Source organism: Streptomyces sp. ID05-39B (assembly GCF_033794725.1).
GTDB classification, from domain to species: domain Bacteria; phylum Actinomycetota; class Actinomycetes; order Streptomycetales; family Streptomycetaceae; genus Streptomyces; species Streptomyces bobili.
Window position 1 is genome coordinate 1 of record NZ_JARGEF010000207.1, and the last position, 14,706, is coordinate 14,706.

The 14,706-nt window shown below is 70.4% G+C and carries 12 protein-coding genes, 1 pseudogene and 1 riboswitch; of the genes and pseudogenes, 3 read left to right on the forward strand and 10 right to left on the reverse strand.

The annotated features are described in order from the left end of the window. Positions 1–512: 512 nt before the first annotated feature. The 10 genes from P1P75_RS31710 to P1P75_RS31755 all read right to left on the reverse strand — a co-directional run bounded on the left by P1P75_RS31710 (position 513) and on the right by P1P75_RS31755 (position 12,339). Positions 513–1,364 carry a thioesterase family protein gene (locus tag P1P75_RS31710; protein WP_319262074.1) on the reverse strand — a complete coding sequence of 284 codons (852 nt, stop codon included), beginning with the start codon at positions 1,362–1,364 and terminating at the stop codon, positions 513–515. 515 nt (positions 1,365–1,879) lie between these two features. After that, positions 1,880–2,536: a trimeric intracellular cation channel family protein gene (locus P1P75_RS31715; RefSeq protein ID WP_319262077.1), complete on the reverse strand. Its 657-nt coding sequence runs from the start codon at positions 2,534–2,536 to the stop codon at positions 1,880–1,882. A 64-nt stretch (positions 2,537–2,600) separates the two neighbouring features. Then, positions 2,601–3,911, reverse strand: coding sequence for a dipeptide ABC transporter ATP-binding protein (locus tag P1P75_RS31720; RefSeq protein ID WP_319262080.1), 1,311 nt, complete (start codon positions 3,909–3,911; stop codon positions 2,601–2,603). Further along, positions 3,908–5,005, reverse strand: coding sequence for an ABC transporter ATP-binding protein (locus P1P75_RS31725; protein ID WP_073497465.1), 1,098 nt, complete (start codon positions 5,003–5,005; stop codon positions 3,908–3,910). Before P1P75_RS31725 ends, P1P75_RS31720 begins: the two co-directional genes overlap by 4 nt. Further along, positions 5,002–6,000: an ABC transporter permease gene (locus tag P1P75_RS31730; RefSeq protein ID WP_086770627.1), complete on the reverse strand. Its 999-nt coding sequence runs from the start codon at positions 5,998–6,000 to the stop codon at positions 5,002–5,004. The genes P1P75_RS31725 and P1P75_RS31730 overlap by 4 nt, the downstream gene beginning before the upstream one ends. Positions 6,001–6,110: 110 nt before the next feature. Further along, positions 6,111–7,910, reverse strand: coding sequence for an ABC transporter substrate-binding protein (locus P1P75_RS31735; RefSeq protein WP_319262084.1), 1,800 nt, complete (start codon positions 7,908–7,910; stop codon positions 6,111–6,113). A 65-nt stretch (positions 7,911–7,975) separates the two neighbouring features. Continuing rightward, a complete protein-coding gene (locus P1P75_RS31740) occupies positions 7,976–8,983 on the reverse strand; it encodes an ABC transporter permease (protein ID WP_319262087.1) in 1,008 nt (335 codons plus the stop codon). Between the two features lie 315 nt (positions 8,984–9,298). Next, positions 9,299–10,099, reverse strand: a complete 801-nt coding sequence (locus tag P1P75_RS31745; protein WP_319262089.1) for an enhanced serine sensitivity protein SseB C-terminal domain-containing protein — start codon at positions 10,097–10,099, stop codon at positions 9,299–9,301. A 348-nt stretch (positions 10,100–10,447) separates the two neighbouring features. Next, entirely contained in the window at positions 10,448–11,242 is a 795-nt protein-coding gene (locus P1P75_RS31750; protein WP_319262092.1) for an enhanced serine sensitivity protein SseB, read from the reverse strand. A gap of 410 nt (positions 11,243–11,652) precedes the next feature. Beyond that, positions 11,653–12,339: an AAA family ATPase gene (locus P1P75_RS31755; RefSeq protein WP_319262094.1), complete on the reverse strand. Its 687-nt coding sequence runs from the start codon at positions 12,337–12,339 to the stop codon at positions 11,653–11,655. 176 nt (positions 12,340–12,515) lie between these two features. Then, positions 12,516–12,615: riboswitch (glycine riboswitch) on the forward strand. Positions 12,616–12,805: 190 nt separating this feature from the next. Here P1P75_RS31755 and gcvT point away from each other — a divergent pair. The 3 genes and pseudogenes from gcvT to P1P75_RS31770 form a co-directional block, all read left to right on the forward strand. Further along, positions 12,806–13,924 (forward strand): glycine cleavage system aminomethyltransferase GcvT, encoded by a 1,119-nt coding sequence (gene gcvT / locus P1P75_RS31760; RefSeq protein ID WP_319262097.1) that lies wholly within the window; start codon positions 12,806–12,808, stop codon positions 13,922–13,924. Between the two features lie 146 nt (positions 13,925–14,070). Further along, positions 14,071–14,448 carry a glycine cleavage system protein GcvH gene (gcvH, locus tag P1P75_RS31765; RefSeq protein ID WP_150472860.1) on the forward strand — a complete coding sequence of 126 codons (378 nt, stop codon included), beginning with the start codon at positions 14,071–14,073 and terminating at the stop codon, positions 14,446–14,448. A 15-nt stretch (positions 14,449–14,463) separates the two neighbouring features. Next, a pseudogene (locus tag P1P75_RS31770) lies at positions 14,464–14,706 on the forward strand (serine hydroxymethyltransferase); the annotation flags it as partial.

Consider the following 14,706-nt stretch of genomic DNA (forward strand, 5'->3'; position numbering starts at 1 on the left):
CCACCGGACCCGCCACTCGGCGCACCCGAGGGAACAGCGGTCGGCGCGCCGGTGGGTACCCCGGCCGCGCTGCCGGTGGGGGCACCCGTCGGGGCCCCCGAGGCCACGGCCCCGGCTGACGCCCCGGCAGGCGCACCGGACGGCGCCCCCGAAGGCACCCCGCTCGACCGCCCGCCGGGCATCCCGCTCGGCGCCCCACCAGGCCCCTGGCAGGCTTCCTGCCCGCTCGCGCCGCCGTTCGACGAAGCCGAGTCGCCCGAGCCGCAGGCCGCCAGGGCGAACGGCGTGAGCGCCAGCAGGGCGGCCGCGGGGAGGAGACGTACCGGCATGGTCGGCGCACGCTTCATGAGAGACAGCTCCAGAAGGGATGAGGAAGGTCTGAGACCGCCACTCAACCAACGCCGCTTGGGGCTTGCCTGGGACCGCCCTGTCCGCCGCCTGTCCATCGGGTAAAGCGCGGCTCAAGCGTGCGACGCTCGCCGCGCCGCGCCGGTGCCCGACCGGGGCGGCCGTCAGGCCAGCCGTACGCGGGCCAGCTGGCGCGACTGTGCCACCAGCCGGTCCTGGCTGTCCCACACCTCGCCGTCCTCCTCCAGGAAACCGCCCGCGAGGTTGCGGGTGGTGAGCGAGACGCGCACCGGGCCGGGGGCCGGGCGGCAGCGGACGTGCACGGTCAGCTCGATCGTCGGGACCCAGCCGACGACGCCGAGGTCGAAGGCGGTGGGCGGCAGGGCGTCCACCGCGAGCAGCAGGGAGAGCGGGTCTGCGTCACGGCCGTCGGCGAGCCCGAACCAGGCCCGCATCTCGCCCTTGCCGGAGGGCTGTCCGAGCGCCCAGCCGACGGTGGACGGGTCGAGCTTGAGCATCAGCCGTTCGGCGATGGGCTGTTGGTCGGCGTCGGGGGCCGGCCCGTCCTCGGGTCCGAAGCACTGGCCGATCGGCGCGAAGGCGGGCGGCTTCGCGGAGGTGCGGACGTCGTCGGGAAGGGCGTCGAGGTCGCCGTAGGAGGCGAGGACGCGGATCCGTTCGACTTCGCGGCCCTCCTCGTCGTACTGGAAGAGGGAGGCCTGGCCGGTGGAGAGGGTGCGGCCGGCGCGGACGGGCTCGGTGCGGACGACGGCCGGGCCGGGGCGTGAGGCGCTCAGGTAGTGCGCGGTGACGGTGAACGGGTCGCCGTGCGGCAGGGCGTCGGCGAGAGCGCGGCCGAGCACGGCGAGCAGATAGCCGCCGTTGACGGCACCGAAGATGGTCCAGCCGGCCGAGAGGTCGGTGTCGTACACACCGGGCTCGCGGAGGGTGACGGCGGTGTCCCGGTCGAACTCGCTGTCGCCGAGGGCGGCGGGGGCGATGGCTGCTTCAGGCATGCATGAACGGTACAACAGGCAATTACTAAGCGGTAGCTTTTCTCTTTCCTCCTCGCCCAGCCCGTCCGGCGCACCCAGGTGAGGAGCGGGCGGGCGATTTCCCGGTGGGCATCCGCACTCGTCCGTAGACCTCAGGCCTTTGTCTTCCCGCTGCACGGGCAGGAGCCTGACCGGGACTCCGTTCCTGAAGCCACCACAACGACCCGATCGGCGGGCGCGACTCGCTCACCGCGCAGAACCCGGCTCTGCGCCGGGCCAACGACCCCTGCCTGCTGCTGCGCGGGGCCTCCGCCCCGCCCGCCGTCGCGCTGTACGTCTCCGGCCAGCCGCACGACGGGTACGAGGCGGGCCTGGCCCTCCAGCGGCGCGGCGAAGGCCCCCCGACGACCGTGCACGTCGTCCCACCTCCCCAAGAGCGCGGGCGGTCACAACAAGGCGCTGCGGGCGCCCCCAGGTCGCGCCCGTCTTCCACCGGCCGACCACCCGGCTCGACCGGCGGGACGCGGCCGGCGGGGCTACTCCTCCCGCACCGTCGAGCGACGGTTCCACGCACGCGGCGCTCGCCAGTGGAACCGCATCGCGAGCAGCCGGAGGACGAAGGCCGTGAGTGCGGCCACGCCGCTGGCCACGGGGGTGAGGACGTCGTAGCGCAGGCAGACCGCCACCATCGTGGCGCCGACGATCGCCGGGACCGCGTAGAGGTCGCGGTCCCAGCGCAGCAGTGAGGGCACCTCGTTGGCGAGGACGTCGCGCAGCACACCCCCGCCGACGGCGGTGGCCAGACCCAGGGCGGCCGAGGCGGTGAGGCCCAGGCCGTGGTCGTACGCCTTCACCGTGCCCGAGACGCAGAACAGCCCGAGGCCGGCCGCGTCGAAGACGTTCACGCCGGACTGGATGCGCTCCACGTGCGGGTGCAGGAAGACGACGAGGAGGGCGGCGAACAGCGGTGTCAGGAAGTAACCCAGGTCCGTGAAGGCGGCGGGCGGCACGGCCCCGATGATCACGTCCCGGAAGATGCCGCCGCCCAGCGCGGTGACCTCGGCGAGGACGGCGATGCCGAAGACGTCGAAGTTCTTCCGCACGGCCAGCAGCGCGCCGGAGATCGCGAAGACGAAGATGCCGATCAGGTCGAGCGTGTGCTGGACGGATGGGCTGAAGAGTTGCTGGAGCACCTTACTATTCTCACCCAGCACAGAGCCCCTGCCTTACATTGCAAGGCAGGGGCTCGTTTGCTGCCTACTTCTCCTTGGCAGGAGGCTCCTCTTCGGAAGCCGCGGCCTCGGGGGCGTCCGCCTCGGGGGCCTCAGCCTCGGGGACCTCGGGGGTCTCAGCCTCAGCCTCGGCCTCCGCCACCTCCGCCACCTCCGCCGCCACGGCCGCCGACGTCTGTGCCGACTCGGCGAGCACCTCGTCGGCCACCAGCTCCGCCGCCTCCTTCGCGGCGGTCAGCAGGACGATGTCCTGCGGAGCCTGGTCCGCGAAGTTCTCCGGGTGGTGACAGGCGACCTGCTGGCCCGGCCGCAGCTCGACGAGTTTCGGCTCGGTGGTCTTGCAGATCTCCGTCGCCTTCCAGCACCGGGTGTGGAACCGGCAGCCGCTGGGCGGCGAGATCGGCGAGGGCACGTCACCCTTGAGCAGGATGCGCTCGCTCTTGGCGTTCTTGCGCCGCGGGTCCGGGATCGGCACCGCCGACATGAGCGCCTTGGTGTACGGGTGCATCGGCGACTTGTACAGCAGCTCGCGGTCGGCCAGCTCGACGATCTTGCCGAGGTACATCACCGCGATCCGGTCCGAGACGTGCCGGACGACCGAGAGGTCGTGCGCGATGATCACGTACGTCAGGCCCAGCTCCTGCTGGAGGTCGTCGAGCAGGTTCACCACCTGGGCCTGGATCGACACGTCCAGCGCGGAGACCGGCTCGTCCGCGACGACCAGCTTGGGGTTCAGGGCGAGCGCGCGGGCGATGCCGATGCGCTGGCGCTGACCGCCGGAGAACTCGTGCGGATAGCGGTTGTAGTGCTCGGGGTTGAGACCCACGACCGACAGCAGCCGCTGCACTTCCTTCTTGATGCCGCCCTCGGGCGTGACGCCCTGGAGCTTGAAGGGAGCGCCGATGATCGTGCCGATGGTGTGGCGCGGGTTCAGCGACGAGTACGGGTCCTGGAAGATCATCTGCACGTCGCGGCGCAGCGGACGCATGGCGCCGACGCCGAGGTGCGTGATGTCCTTGCCCTCGAACTCGACCGTGCCACCGGTCGGTTCGAGCAGCCGGGTGATCAGCCGGCCCATCGTGGACTTGCCACAGCCGGACTCGCCGACCACGCCGAGGGTTTCGCCGGAGCGGACCTCGAAGTCGATGCCGTCCACCGCGTGCACGGCGCCGACCTGCCGCTGAAGCAGGCCCTTCTTGATCGGGAAGTGCTTCTTGAGCCCGGTCACCTTCAGCAGGACCTCGCCGGGGGCGGCGTCCTTGGTGAGGGTGGCGGCGCCGCCGCTCGGCTCGCCGGTGGTCTGCGCGGGGATGGTCACCGCTTTGTCGTCACTCACAGCTTCGGCGCAATCTCTTCGGTCCAGATACGCTCCCGCTGCTCCTTGCCCAGGTGGCAGGCGGCCCAGTGCCGGCTGCCGACCTCGGCCAGTTCCGGGCGGACCGTGCGGGTGACGTTGTCCTTCGGGAGGTCCGCGTACGGGCAGCGCGGGTTGAAGGCGCAGCCGGACGGGATGTTGATCAGGGAGGGCGGGGAGCCCTTGACCGGGATCAGGCGCTCCTGCTGGTCGCGGTCGAGTCGCGGCATCGAGCCGAGCAGACCCCAGGTGTAGGGGTGACGGGGTTCGTAGAACACCTTCTCGGCGGGGCCGCGCTCGACGCACCGGCCGCCGTACATCACCAGGAGGTCGTCGGCCAGTTCGGCGACGACGCCCAGGTCGTGGGTGATGACGATGACCGCGGAGCCGAACTCCTTCTGGAGATCGCGGATCAGGTCGAGGATCTGCGCCTGGACGGTGACGTCCAGGGCGGTCGTCGGCTCGTCCGCGATGAGCAGCTCGGGGTTGTTCACCAGCGACATCGCGATCATCGCGCGCTGGCGCATGCCGCCGGAGAACTCGTGCGGGTAGTTGTCCACCCGCTTGTCCGGCTGCGGGATGCCCACCCGGTCGAGCATCTCGACCGCGCGGCGCTTGGCCGTCTTCTTGTCGACGTCGTGGTGGATGCGGTACGCCTCCACGATCTGCTGGCCGATCGTGTAGTACGGGTGCAGCGCCGACAGCGGGTCCTGGAAGATCATCGCCATCTGACGGCCGCGCAGCTTGCGTACGTGGTCCGGGTCGGCGGACAGCAGCTCGGTGCCGTCCAGCCAGATCTCTCCGGAGATCTGGGCCTTGCGCTTGCCGTACTGGCCGGCGGTGTGCAGCCCCATGATGCCGAGCGAGGTCACCGACTTGCCGGAGCCCGACTCGCCCACGATGCCGAGGGTCTTGCCCTTCTCCAGCTGGAAGCTGAGCCCGTCGACGGACTTGACCAGCCCGTCGTCGGTCGGGAAGTGCACTTTCAGGTCGCGCACTTCGAGGAAGGCGCTCGGCGCGGGCGAGGCGGCGGTGGGTTCGCCCACAGCCGCTCCGCTCTTGCTGAGGTCGGTCATGTGAGCCTCACTCGGGGGTCGATCACGGCGTACAGGATGTCCACCACGAGGTTGGCGACGAGCACCGCGAGGGAAGTGATCAGGGTGACGCCCAGGATGATGGGCAGGTCCTGGTTCTTGATGGCGTTGAGCACCGCCTGGCCGAGGCCGGGAAGGTTGAACGCCGTCTCGGTCAGGATCGCGCCGCCGATGAGGGCACCGAGGTCCATGCCCAGCATGGTCAGCAGCGGCGTCATGGTGGAGCGCATGGCGTGCTTGCCGATGACGGTCCGCTCCTTGAGGCCCTTGGCGCGGGCGGTGCGGATGTAGTCCTCGCCGAGGATCTCCAGCATGGTGGCCCTGGTGATGCGGGCGTACATCGCCGCGTACAGGAACGCCAGGGTGATCCACGGCAGGATCATTCCGCCGAACCAGCCGGAGAAGCTCTCGTCCAGCGGGACGAACTGGCCGTCGAACAGGTCCAGTCCGTACACGAAGATCGACAGCGCGACCATGCCGGTGAAGTAGATCGGGAGGGAGACGCCCGACAGCGCAATCACCATCGCGCCGCGGTCCCACAGACTGCCCCGCTTGAGAGCGGAGAGCACACCCGCCGAGACGCCGAGGATCAGCCACAGCACGGCTGCGCCCAGCGCGAGGGCCAGGGTCACCGGGAAGCGGTCGGTCAGCACCGGCCACACGGCCTGCTCGCTGCGGAAGGAGTAGCCGAAGCAGGGCGCGGCGCACTGGATGGAGTCGCCACCGCCCGTGTAGGTGCGGCCGGCGAAGATCCCCTTGAAGAACTCCCAGACCTGGGCGTAGATCGGGTCGCCCAGACCCAGCTTCTCGCGCACACCCTCGACCGCGGCCGGGTCGGCCTGCTTGCCCACGAAGCTCAGGGCGATGTCGACGCCCGCCCACTTGGGGATGAGGAAGAAGATGCCGAAGACCACCATGACGATGACCACAAGCATCACTACGGCGGCGAACAGCCGCCTGATGAGGTAAGCGAGCACAGCTCTCGGCCCGCCGCGGACCGCGGGCCACCGGAGGTCTTCCGGTGGCCCGCGCTCCCGCTGCGCCGGCCTTCACCTGCCTTTCGTGCCGTTCGGCGGGTGTGCCGGGACTACTTCTTCGGGTTCTTCAGACCGAGGTTGACGAAGTCGTACTGACCGCTGTAACCGTCGGTGGTGTAGACGTTCGCCAGGTTGTCCGAGCGCCAGTTGATGAACCGCTCGAAGACGAAGGGCAGGTAGTACGCGCCCTCCATCACCTTGTGGTTGATCTCCGTGGCGATCTTGGTCTTGCCGGCGTCGTCGAGGGTGGTGACGTACTGGTCGAACAGGCCGTCGATCGCCTTGTCCTTGATGAGCGCGTAGTTGTTGTTACCGCTCTCGGAGATGTACTTGCTGCTCCACAGCGGGAGACCGAAGCCCTGGACGGACGGGAAGTCCGGACCCCAGCCCATGATGATGATGCCGTAGCCCTTCTTCTTCACGTTCGAAGGGCTGCCGATGATGCCGGCGGTCTGCGAGCCGTCGTACTGGTCGATCTCGACGGTGACGCCGATCTTCTTCAGCGAGGCCTGGAGGGACTGGGCCGTGGCCACCTCGACCGGCTTGTTGTTGCGGACCGCGATGGTGGTGGAGAAGCCGTTCGGCTTGCCGCAGGCCTTCAGGGCCGCCTTGGCCTCGGCGACGTTGCCGCTCTTGTTGTCCGTGGCGAGCTTGTACGGGTCGTACTTCTGACCCTCGGCGCCGGGGACGGACGGGGGCAGCATGTTGGTGCCGATGTCGCCACCGGCGACCGGGCCACCACGCGCGGTCTGGAGCGACACGTGGTCGGCGCCGAGGATGACGGCCTTGCGGCACTCGACGTTGTCGAACGGCGCGACGCTCTGCGGGAAGACCGCGTAGCGGACGTAACCGGAGACCGGGTTGTCCAGGTTGCCCTTGTGCTGCTTCAGGGCGGTGGTGCGGCCCTGCGGCGACATGCCGGTCTGGTTCAGGTCGAGGTCCAGGTCACCGCTGAGCAGACGCTGGTCGAGCTGGTTGGCGTCCGAGAAGAACTGGATCGTTATCTCGTCCGGGTAGGCCTTGCGGATCGGGTCCGAGGCCTGCTTCCACTCGGTGTTGCGGACCAGCTTGAGGTCCTTGCCCGGGCTGTACGAGGCGAACTTGTACGGGCCCGAGGAGAACGGCTTGAGGCCGTACTTGGACTTGGTGTCCTTGTCCTGGCGGACCGGCGACGCGGAGACCAGGGCCAGCATCTCCTCGAAGTCCGAGTTGGCCACGGGGAGCTTGAAGACGATGGTCTTGTCGTCAGGCGTCTCGATGGCCTTCAGACCGAGCTTGTCGGCCGAGGTGTCCTTGTAGGGACCCTTGTACTCGCCCTTGGGGTCGAGGACGTCCTTCAGGTACGTCGGACCACCGGACAGCACGTCCTGCGCCCACACGCGCTCGATGCCGTACTTCACGTCCTTGGACGTGATCGGCTTGCCGTCCTCCCACGTGATGCCGTCACGCAGGGTGTACGTGTAGGTCTTGCCGTCGTCCGTGACCTTGGCGGTCTCGGTGGCGAGGTCCGGAGTGACCTCGGCGCCCGCGGCACCCGGCTCGGCCTTGTTCGTGACCAGCTGGCGGCTGTAGTAGCGGGCGAAGTTCCACATCATGCCGTAGTAGCCACGCGTGGTGTCCCACGAGTCGGCGTCCTGTGCGGCACCGAACTTCAGCGTGCCGCCCTTCTTGGCCAGGTCGGCCTGGGCGACCTTGTTGTTCGCGGCGTCGAAGCCGGCGGCACCGGTCTTCGAGCCGTTGTCGCCGTCGTCCGAACCGCCGCCGCACGCCGCCGTGGTCAGCAGCGCGGCGACCGCGGCAGCAGCGGCAAATGCCTGCTTCCGCCGCCCTGAGGTGCGTTGGGTAGTCACGATGTCGGATCCTCCGGATGTGATGAGAGACCCCGTGTGGATGCCACGGGAGGCTTGGGTGCGGCTCAGCGGGACGCCTTCGGGTCCAGCGCGTCCCGCACGCCGTCGCCGAAGAGGTTGAAGGCGAGCACGGTGATGAAGATCGCCAGGCCCGGGACCACCATGTACATGGGGTCGGACTCGTAGTAGTCGATCGCGCTCGACAGCATCTGCCCCCACGAGGCCGTGGGCGGCTTGACGCCCACGCCCAGGAAGCTGAGTGCCGCCTCGGTGAGGATGTTGGTGGGGATCATCATCGTGGTGTAGACGACGATCGGGGCGACGAGGTTGGGCAGCAGTTCCTTGAACAGGATGTACAGCCGTCCGGCGCCCAGCGATCGGGCGGCCTCCACGTACTCGCGCTCTCGCAGGGAGAGGGTCTGACCGCGCACCACGCGTCCGATGTAGGGCCAGCCGAAGAAGCCGATGACCAGGATCATCACGAAGACCCGCACGTTGGAGCCGGTGAGGCCCAGCAGGTCGTTCGGCATGACGGAGACCAGCGCGATGATGAACAGCAGCTGGGGGAAGGCGAGCAGACCGTCCATGACCCGGCTGACGACCGAGTCGACCCAGCCGCCGAAGAATCCGGCGAGGATGCCCAGGACGGTTCCGAGGATCACGGCGACGACGGCCGACAGGAAGCCGACCAGCAGCGAGATCCGGGCGCCGTAGAGGATGCGGGCGAGGATGTCGCGGCCGTTGACGGGCTCGACGCCCAGCAGGTGCTCGCCGCTGATGCCGCCGAGGGAACCCGTGGGGGTGCCGAACAGCGGGTCGATGAGGTTCTCGTGATACTCGTTCGGGTCCTGGCCGAGGATCGAGGTGATCATCGGGGCGAACAGCGCGACCAACACGAGGAGCAGCACCACGATGCCGCCGCTCAGGGCGAGTTTGTCCCGCTTCAGGCGCTCCCAGGCGATCCGACCCAGGGAACGGCCCTGTACGGCCTTTGCGTCGGCGGTGACCGCCGTCGCTTCCTCGGCCGGGCTCGGGGCCGCTTCCGCGGTCGGCTCGTGCAATGGTGCCGTCATCTGGCAGGGACCCCTCTCAACCGGCGGTAGCCGGCCCACACTTGCCGCTGTAGCGGCGTGATCAGTCCGTCGTACACAGGGGCGAAAGCACCCCTGATGCGGGAGTCTTCAACGCTTTGGCGATCTGTAGCCAGACTTGACGGGGAAAGGATGCGCAAACGTGATGCTCTCAGGAGGAATCCGTTATCCGGACGGTGGGTAACGAGGGGCGGACAGGTGCGAGTTGGGGCAGAGCACCCCAAAAAGGGACTTACCGCCTTGATCTACGCGCGCAGATTCACTGCGTCGTCCAGAGGGGACACGCGACGGTGCGCATCAGAAACGACCGGCCGGCGGGAAACCGTAGCCACTCGCGGGAGCCGGGGCCGGCGGGGCCGCTGGGGCGTGCGCCTCGCGGTCGTAGAAGGGGCGGGCGTGGGCACGCATCCACAGGACGACCGGGTCGTAGTCGTCGCTCATGGTGACCGTGGAGACCGGCAGCCCGTCCGGCACCGCGCCGATGGACTGCTGCATCATCCCCCGCACCGCGTCGACGGCCTGCGGCGAGGTGTCGTAGACGTCGAGCCCGAGGGCGAGGTAGGGCGCGCCGACGGCCGGCTGGACCCAGGCGCGGCGCAGCGAGCGCAGGGCGGGGGTGCGGTGGGCGTTCTGCGCGAGCAGGGCGTAGAACTGCGGGATCTCGATGGCGGGCTCGGACAGCCGGAGCGGCCCGGCCGGCTGGCGGTCCAGGCCGGTGGCGATCCGCCGCAGGTCGAGCCAGGGGATGCCGACGCCGCCGCCGGGTGCGTGCGGGTTCAGCCAGAGGCCGTAGTGGTCGGGGTAGAGGGTGCGGGCCACGTCCAGCCCGTCGACCACCTCGTACGACCGGTTCCAGCCGCTCGCGGACAGCTCCTGGGCGGAGGTGACACAGGGGGCGTAGCCGTGTCCCTCGACCTCCATCGTGCCGTACTGGGCGTCGGGAGAACCGGCCTGACCGTGCCACAGCAGCATCCACACCTGACCGGTGCCCGGGGTGGCGAGGGCGCGCAGGAGAGCCTCGTAGGCGTCGTAGCGCCCGGGGGTCACCTGGCGCAGCATGTGCTCGACCTGCCCGGCCGCGATGCCGCTGGCGCTCACCTGTACCGCCCCTTCGAAAAGTTGCCCCGCTTTCGGGAGACCAGCTTAGGGCCTGCCGTTTGGATCAGGCCGGATCAGGGAGCGGCGTCCGGTGCCGTACATCGCTGGGCGGAGGGGGGAGTCAGGGCGCAGCCCTGGGGACCGACGACAACCCGGCGAGGTGCGGTACCAGGGCACGCGAGCCCTGCCTGTTCCGAACTGCAGGCCCTGAAGGTCTCTTCGCCGACAACGGGGGCCCGAAGGGGCCGGGTTGTCCGTCGCCGGCGAGGCCGGACCGAGGGCCGCCCGCCGGGCTCGCGCGGCGATGTCGCAAACCGCTACAGAACGCCCCATTACGGGTTGGCGAGTTCAGTGAACCCTGGAGTAGAAGGGCCGCACGTTGTCCTTCAGCCACCGGGCCACCGGGTCCTCCGTGACGTCGAGCAGGACGAGGTTGACCGGCCAGGGCGCCTGGGCCCGGCCGAGGGCCCTTTCCAGGGCCGCGAGGGGGAGCGCCCGCAGATCGCCCTCCCACTGGGAGAGTTCGACGCCGACGAACATCACCGGGTCGGCCGTCTCCACCGCGGCGAGGCAGCGGCGGGCGGTGAGGACGACGCCGATCGCCTCGAACTCGGCGGAGGCCGCGGACAGGAAGTCCACCGGGTCGTGCTGCCAGTCGGGCTCGTGGAGCCGGACGCGCCCACCGCTCGCCGGTCCGTCCAGCGGGGTGCGGCCGGTCCGGCACAGCTCGGCCACGGCCGTCGGGGGCAGCGGGATGCCGACCGTGCCGTCCGGGTTCACCAGGATGCCGACCTGCGGGGGCAGTCCACGGGCGAACTCGACGGCCGGGGCGATGGTGAACGACATGTGCGCGCCGACGACCTGCCGGAGCTGCTCCTCAGAGCTGAACACGGGCACGTACGCCTGCCCCTCCAGCTCCAGCGTGGGCAGGTCCAGCGGACCGCTGTGCGGGCCGCCCCCGCCGGGCAGCGGCACCCAGAGGAAGCTGCGGCCGAGCACCTCCACGATCCGACCCCCCGCCGCAGGCACGCCGAGGGAGGCGGAGAGCACCTCCTCCAGCTCGTTGCCGGGCCATCCGCCGTGCGAATGGGGGTGCGCCTGTGCCGGGAAGTCCGCGGGGAAGTCCGCCGGGGGGAAGTCCATCTGCCTACCGCCTGCTGGGAACCACTGGATGTGGCTCAAAAGGCTATCGGGTACGGAAGCGGGGCCGAGCCCACGGCCACCGGCTCGGTGGGGAGGCGGTGGCCGGAGGCCGCAGGCCGGAGGCGGTGGCCGCAGGCCGGAGGCGGTGGCCGCAGGCCGGAGGCGGTGGCCGGAGGCGGTGGCCGCAGGCCGGAGGCGGTGGCCGCAGGCCGGAGGCGGTGGCCGGAGGCGGTGGCCGCAGGCCGCAGGCGGGTGGCCGGTGCCCACGGGTCCATGAACGGTCGGTGGCCGGAGGCTGGAGGCAGTGGCCAGGGGCCGCGGACGATCGCCCGTGGGCGTTCGCCGGAGGCCGGTAGCCGCAGGGCCCTGGCCGGAGGCCGGTAGCCGCTTCCGGGCAGGGCCCTGGCCGGTCAGCCCGTGAAGCCGATGCGGCGGAGGGTGTCGGCGGCGGCCCGGTCCAGGAGGACCGTCGAACCGCAGCCCTCCGGGAGGCGGCCCTTCTCCGCCGCGCGCAGCAGGTGGGAGGCGGCCCGGCGGTGGCGCCGGAAGGCGTACCGGGACACGCCCCGGCCGCGCTCGCGCTGGCCCTCCAGGGCGGTGCCGACCGTGACGTCGAGCAGCACCATGTGCAGGGTGCCGCCACGGCGGCGGGCCTCGCGGGCCAGCCAGGCGCGCACCCAGGCCTGCGTACCGCAGTCGTGGACGACGACGCCCCCGCCGGTGCGCAGGGCGCGGCGCAGACCGGCGTAGTGCGCGAGGCGGACGAGGGGACGGTAGAGGGCGTACGGCAGGGCGCGCGGCATGCGGGCGTCCCAGCGGTCGCGGGTGTCCTGGGAGTCGATGCGGGTGCCGGTCACCGCGCGCTTCATCAGTGTCGACTTGCCGCTGCCGGGCAGTCCGGTGACCACGACCAGGTCGCGGGGCCCGAACAGCAGCCCGTGCGGGCTGTGGCCGGCCCTGTCGCGCAGATCGCGGACGACCGGGGCGGGCGGTGCGCCGCACGCCTCCCTGGCCGGGGCGTGCGGCTGCGCGGGCAGTGCGAGCGCCGGGCCGGCGGCGAGTGCCGGGCCGGTCCCGAGTCCCGTGGTCCTGTTCACCGTGATCGTCCTCCCCTGGGGTCAGACAAGTCTTCTCCCCGTTGAGCGTAAAGAGAAGGTAATGCGCGCTGTCTTGCGTTTTCATGCGCTTACCGCCACAGGCCGGTTACAGATGCGGCCTGCCGTGATCGGGCGTGGCGTGCGATGATGGCCGCGCCAACTGCATACCGGCCGTTTGAATCCGCGCGGGAGAGTCCCCACCGACAGTTTCGCTGGGGCGCCGAAGGAGCAAGTCCCTCCCTTGAATCTCTCAGGCACCGTTACCGCGTGGGCGAGGCACATCTGAAAAGCGAGTCACCACACCGTGGCTCCACCCAAGGTGCAACCCGTGACCGAACCCTCCGCGGACGGTCATGGCGAACCTCTCAGGTCCCGATGACAGATGGGGAGGAACGACCTCGCCTCCCCCACGCACGACTTCGCTCGCGCGGGAGGTACCCCCATCGCCCTGGGAGACGAACGCCCGATGAGCAGTACCCCGCTCCGCCACACCGCCCTCGACGCCCTGCATCGTTCGCTCGGCGCGACCATGACCGACTTCGCCGGCTGGGACATGCCGCTGCGCTACGGCTCCGAACGCGACGAGCACATCGCCGTCCGCACCCGGGCCGGCCTCTTCGACCTCTCGCACATGGGCGAGATCACCGTGACCGGCCCGGAGGCCGGCGCCCTGCTGAACTTCGCCCTGGTCGGCAACATCGCGGCCGTGGGCGTGGGCCGGGCCCGCTACACCATGATCTGCGACGCCGCCGGCGGCATCCTCGACGACCTCATCGTGTACCGGCTCGCCGACACCGAGTTCATGGTCGTCGCCAACGCCTCCAACGCCCAGGTCGTCCTGGACGCGCTGACCCCGCGCGCCCAGGGCTTCGACGCCGAGGTCCGCGACGACCGCGACGCCTACGCGCTGCTCGCCGTCCAGGGCCCCGAGTCCCCCGGCATCCTGAAGTCGCTCACCGACGCCGACCTCGACGGGCTCAAGTACTACGCCGGCCTGCCCGGCACCGTCGCCGGCGTCCCCGCGCTGATCGCCCGTACCGGCTACACCGGCGAGGACGGCTTCGAGCTGTTCGTGAAGCCCGAGCACGCCGTCGAGCTGTGGCAGGCCCTGACGAAGGCCGGCGAGGGCGTCGGCCTGATCGCCTGCGGCCTGTCCTGCCGGGACACGCTCCGCCTGGAGGCGGGCATGCCGCTGTACGGCCATGAGCTGTCGACCGCGCTGACCCCCTTCGACGCCGGCCTCGGCCGGGTCGTGAAGTTCGACAAGGACGGCGACTTCGTGGGCCGCGAGGCTCTCGCGCAGGCCGCCGAGCGTGCCGCCACGAGCCCGCCGCGCGTCCTGGTCGGCCTGGTCGCCGAGGGCCGTCGTGTCCCGCGCGCCGGGTACGCCGTGGTCGCGGGCGGCGAGGTGATCGGCGAGGTCACCTCCGGCGCCCCCTCCCCCACCCTGGGCAAGCCGATCGCGATGGCGTACGTCGACGCCGTCCACGCGACCCCGGGCACGCCGGGTGTCGGCGTGGACATCCGGGGCAGCCACGAGCCGTACGAGGTCGTGGCTCTGCCGTTCTACAAGCGCCAGAAGTAGAGACTGACGTACGGCCCGGCCGACAGACCGGGCCGAGGTCCGCGCGCGTGACCCTGCGCACATGCGCGCTGCTCACGTGCGTTTCCAGCAGTCCCCCGTTCGCCCCCATTCATCAGCACTCCCCCGCGTACAGGAGAATTCAGACCATGAGCAACCCCCAGCAGCTGCGCTACAGCAAGGAGCACGAGTGGCTGTCGGGCGCCGAGAACGGCGTCTCGACGGTCGGCATCACGGAGCACGCGGCCAACGCGCTCGGCGACGTGGTCTTCGTCCAGCTCCCCGAGGTCGGTGCCACCGTGACCGCGGGCGAGACCTGCGGCGAGCTCGAGTCGACCAAGTCGGTCAGTGAGCTGTACGCACCGGTCACCGGCGAGATCGTCGAGGTCAACCAGGACGTCGTGGACGACCCGGCGCTGGTGAACTCCGCCCCCTTCGAGGGTGGATGGCTGTTCAAGGTGCGCGTCACGGACGAGCCGGAAGAGCTGCTCTCCGCCGACGAGTACACCGCCTTCATCGCCGGCTGAGAGGTCACACGACGCATGTCTGTCCTGAACACGCCCCTGCACGAGCTCGACCCGGAGATCGCCGCGGCGCTCGACGGCGAGCTGCGCCGCCAGCAGTCCACGCTCGAGATGATCGCCTCGGAGAACTTCGCTCCGCTCGCCGTCATGGAGGCGCAGGGCTCGGTCCTGACCAACAAGTACGCCGAGGGCTACCCCGGCCGCCGCTACTACGGCGGCTGTGAGCACGTCGACGTCGCCGAGCAGATCGCGATCGACCGG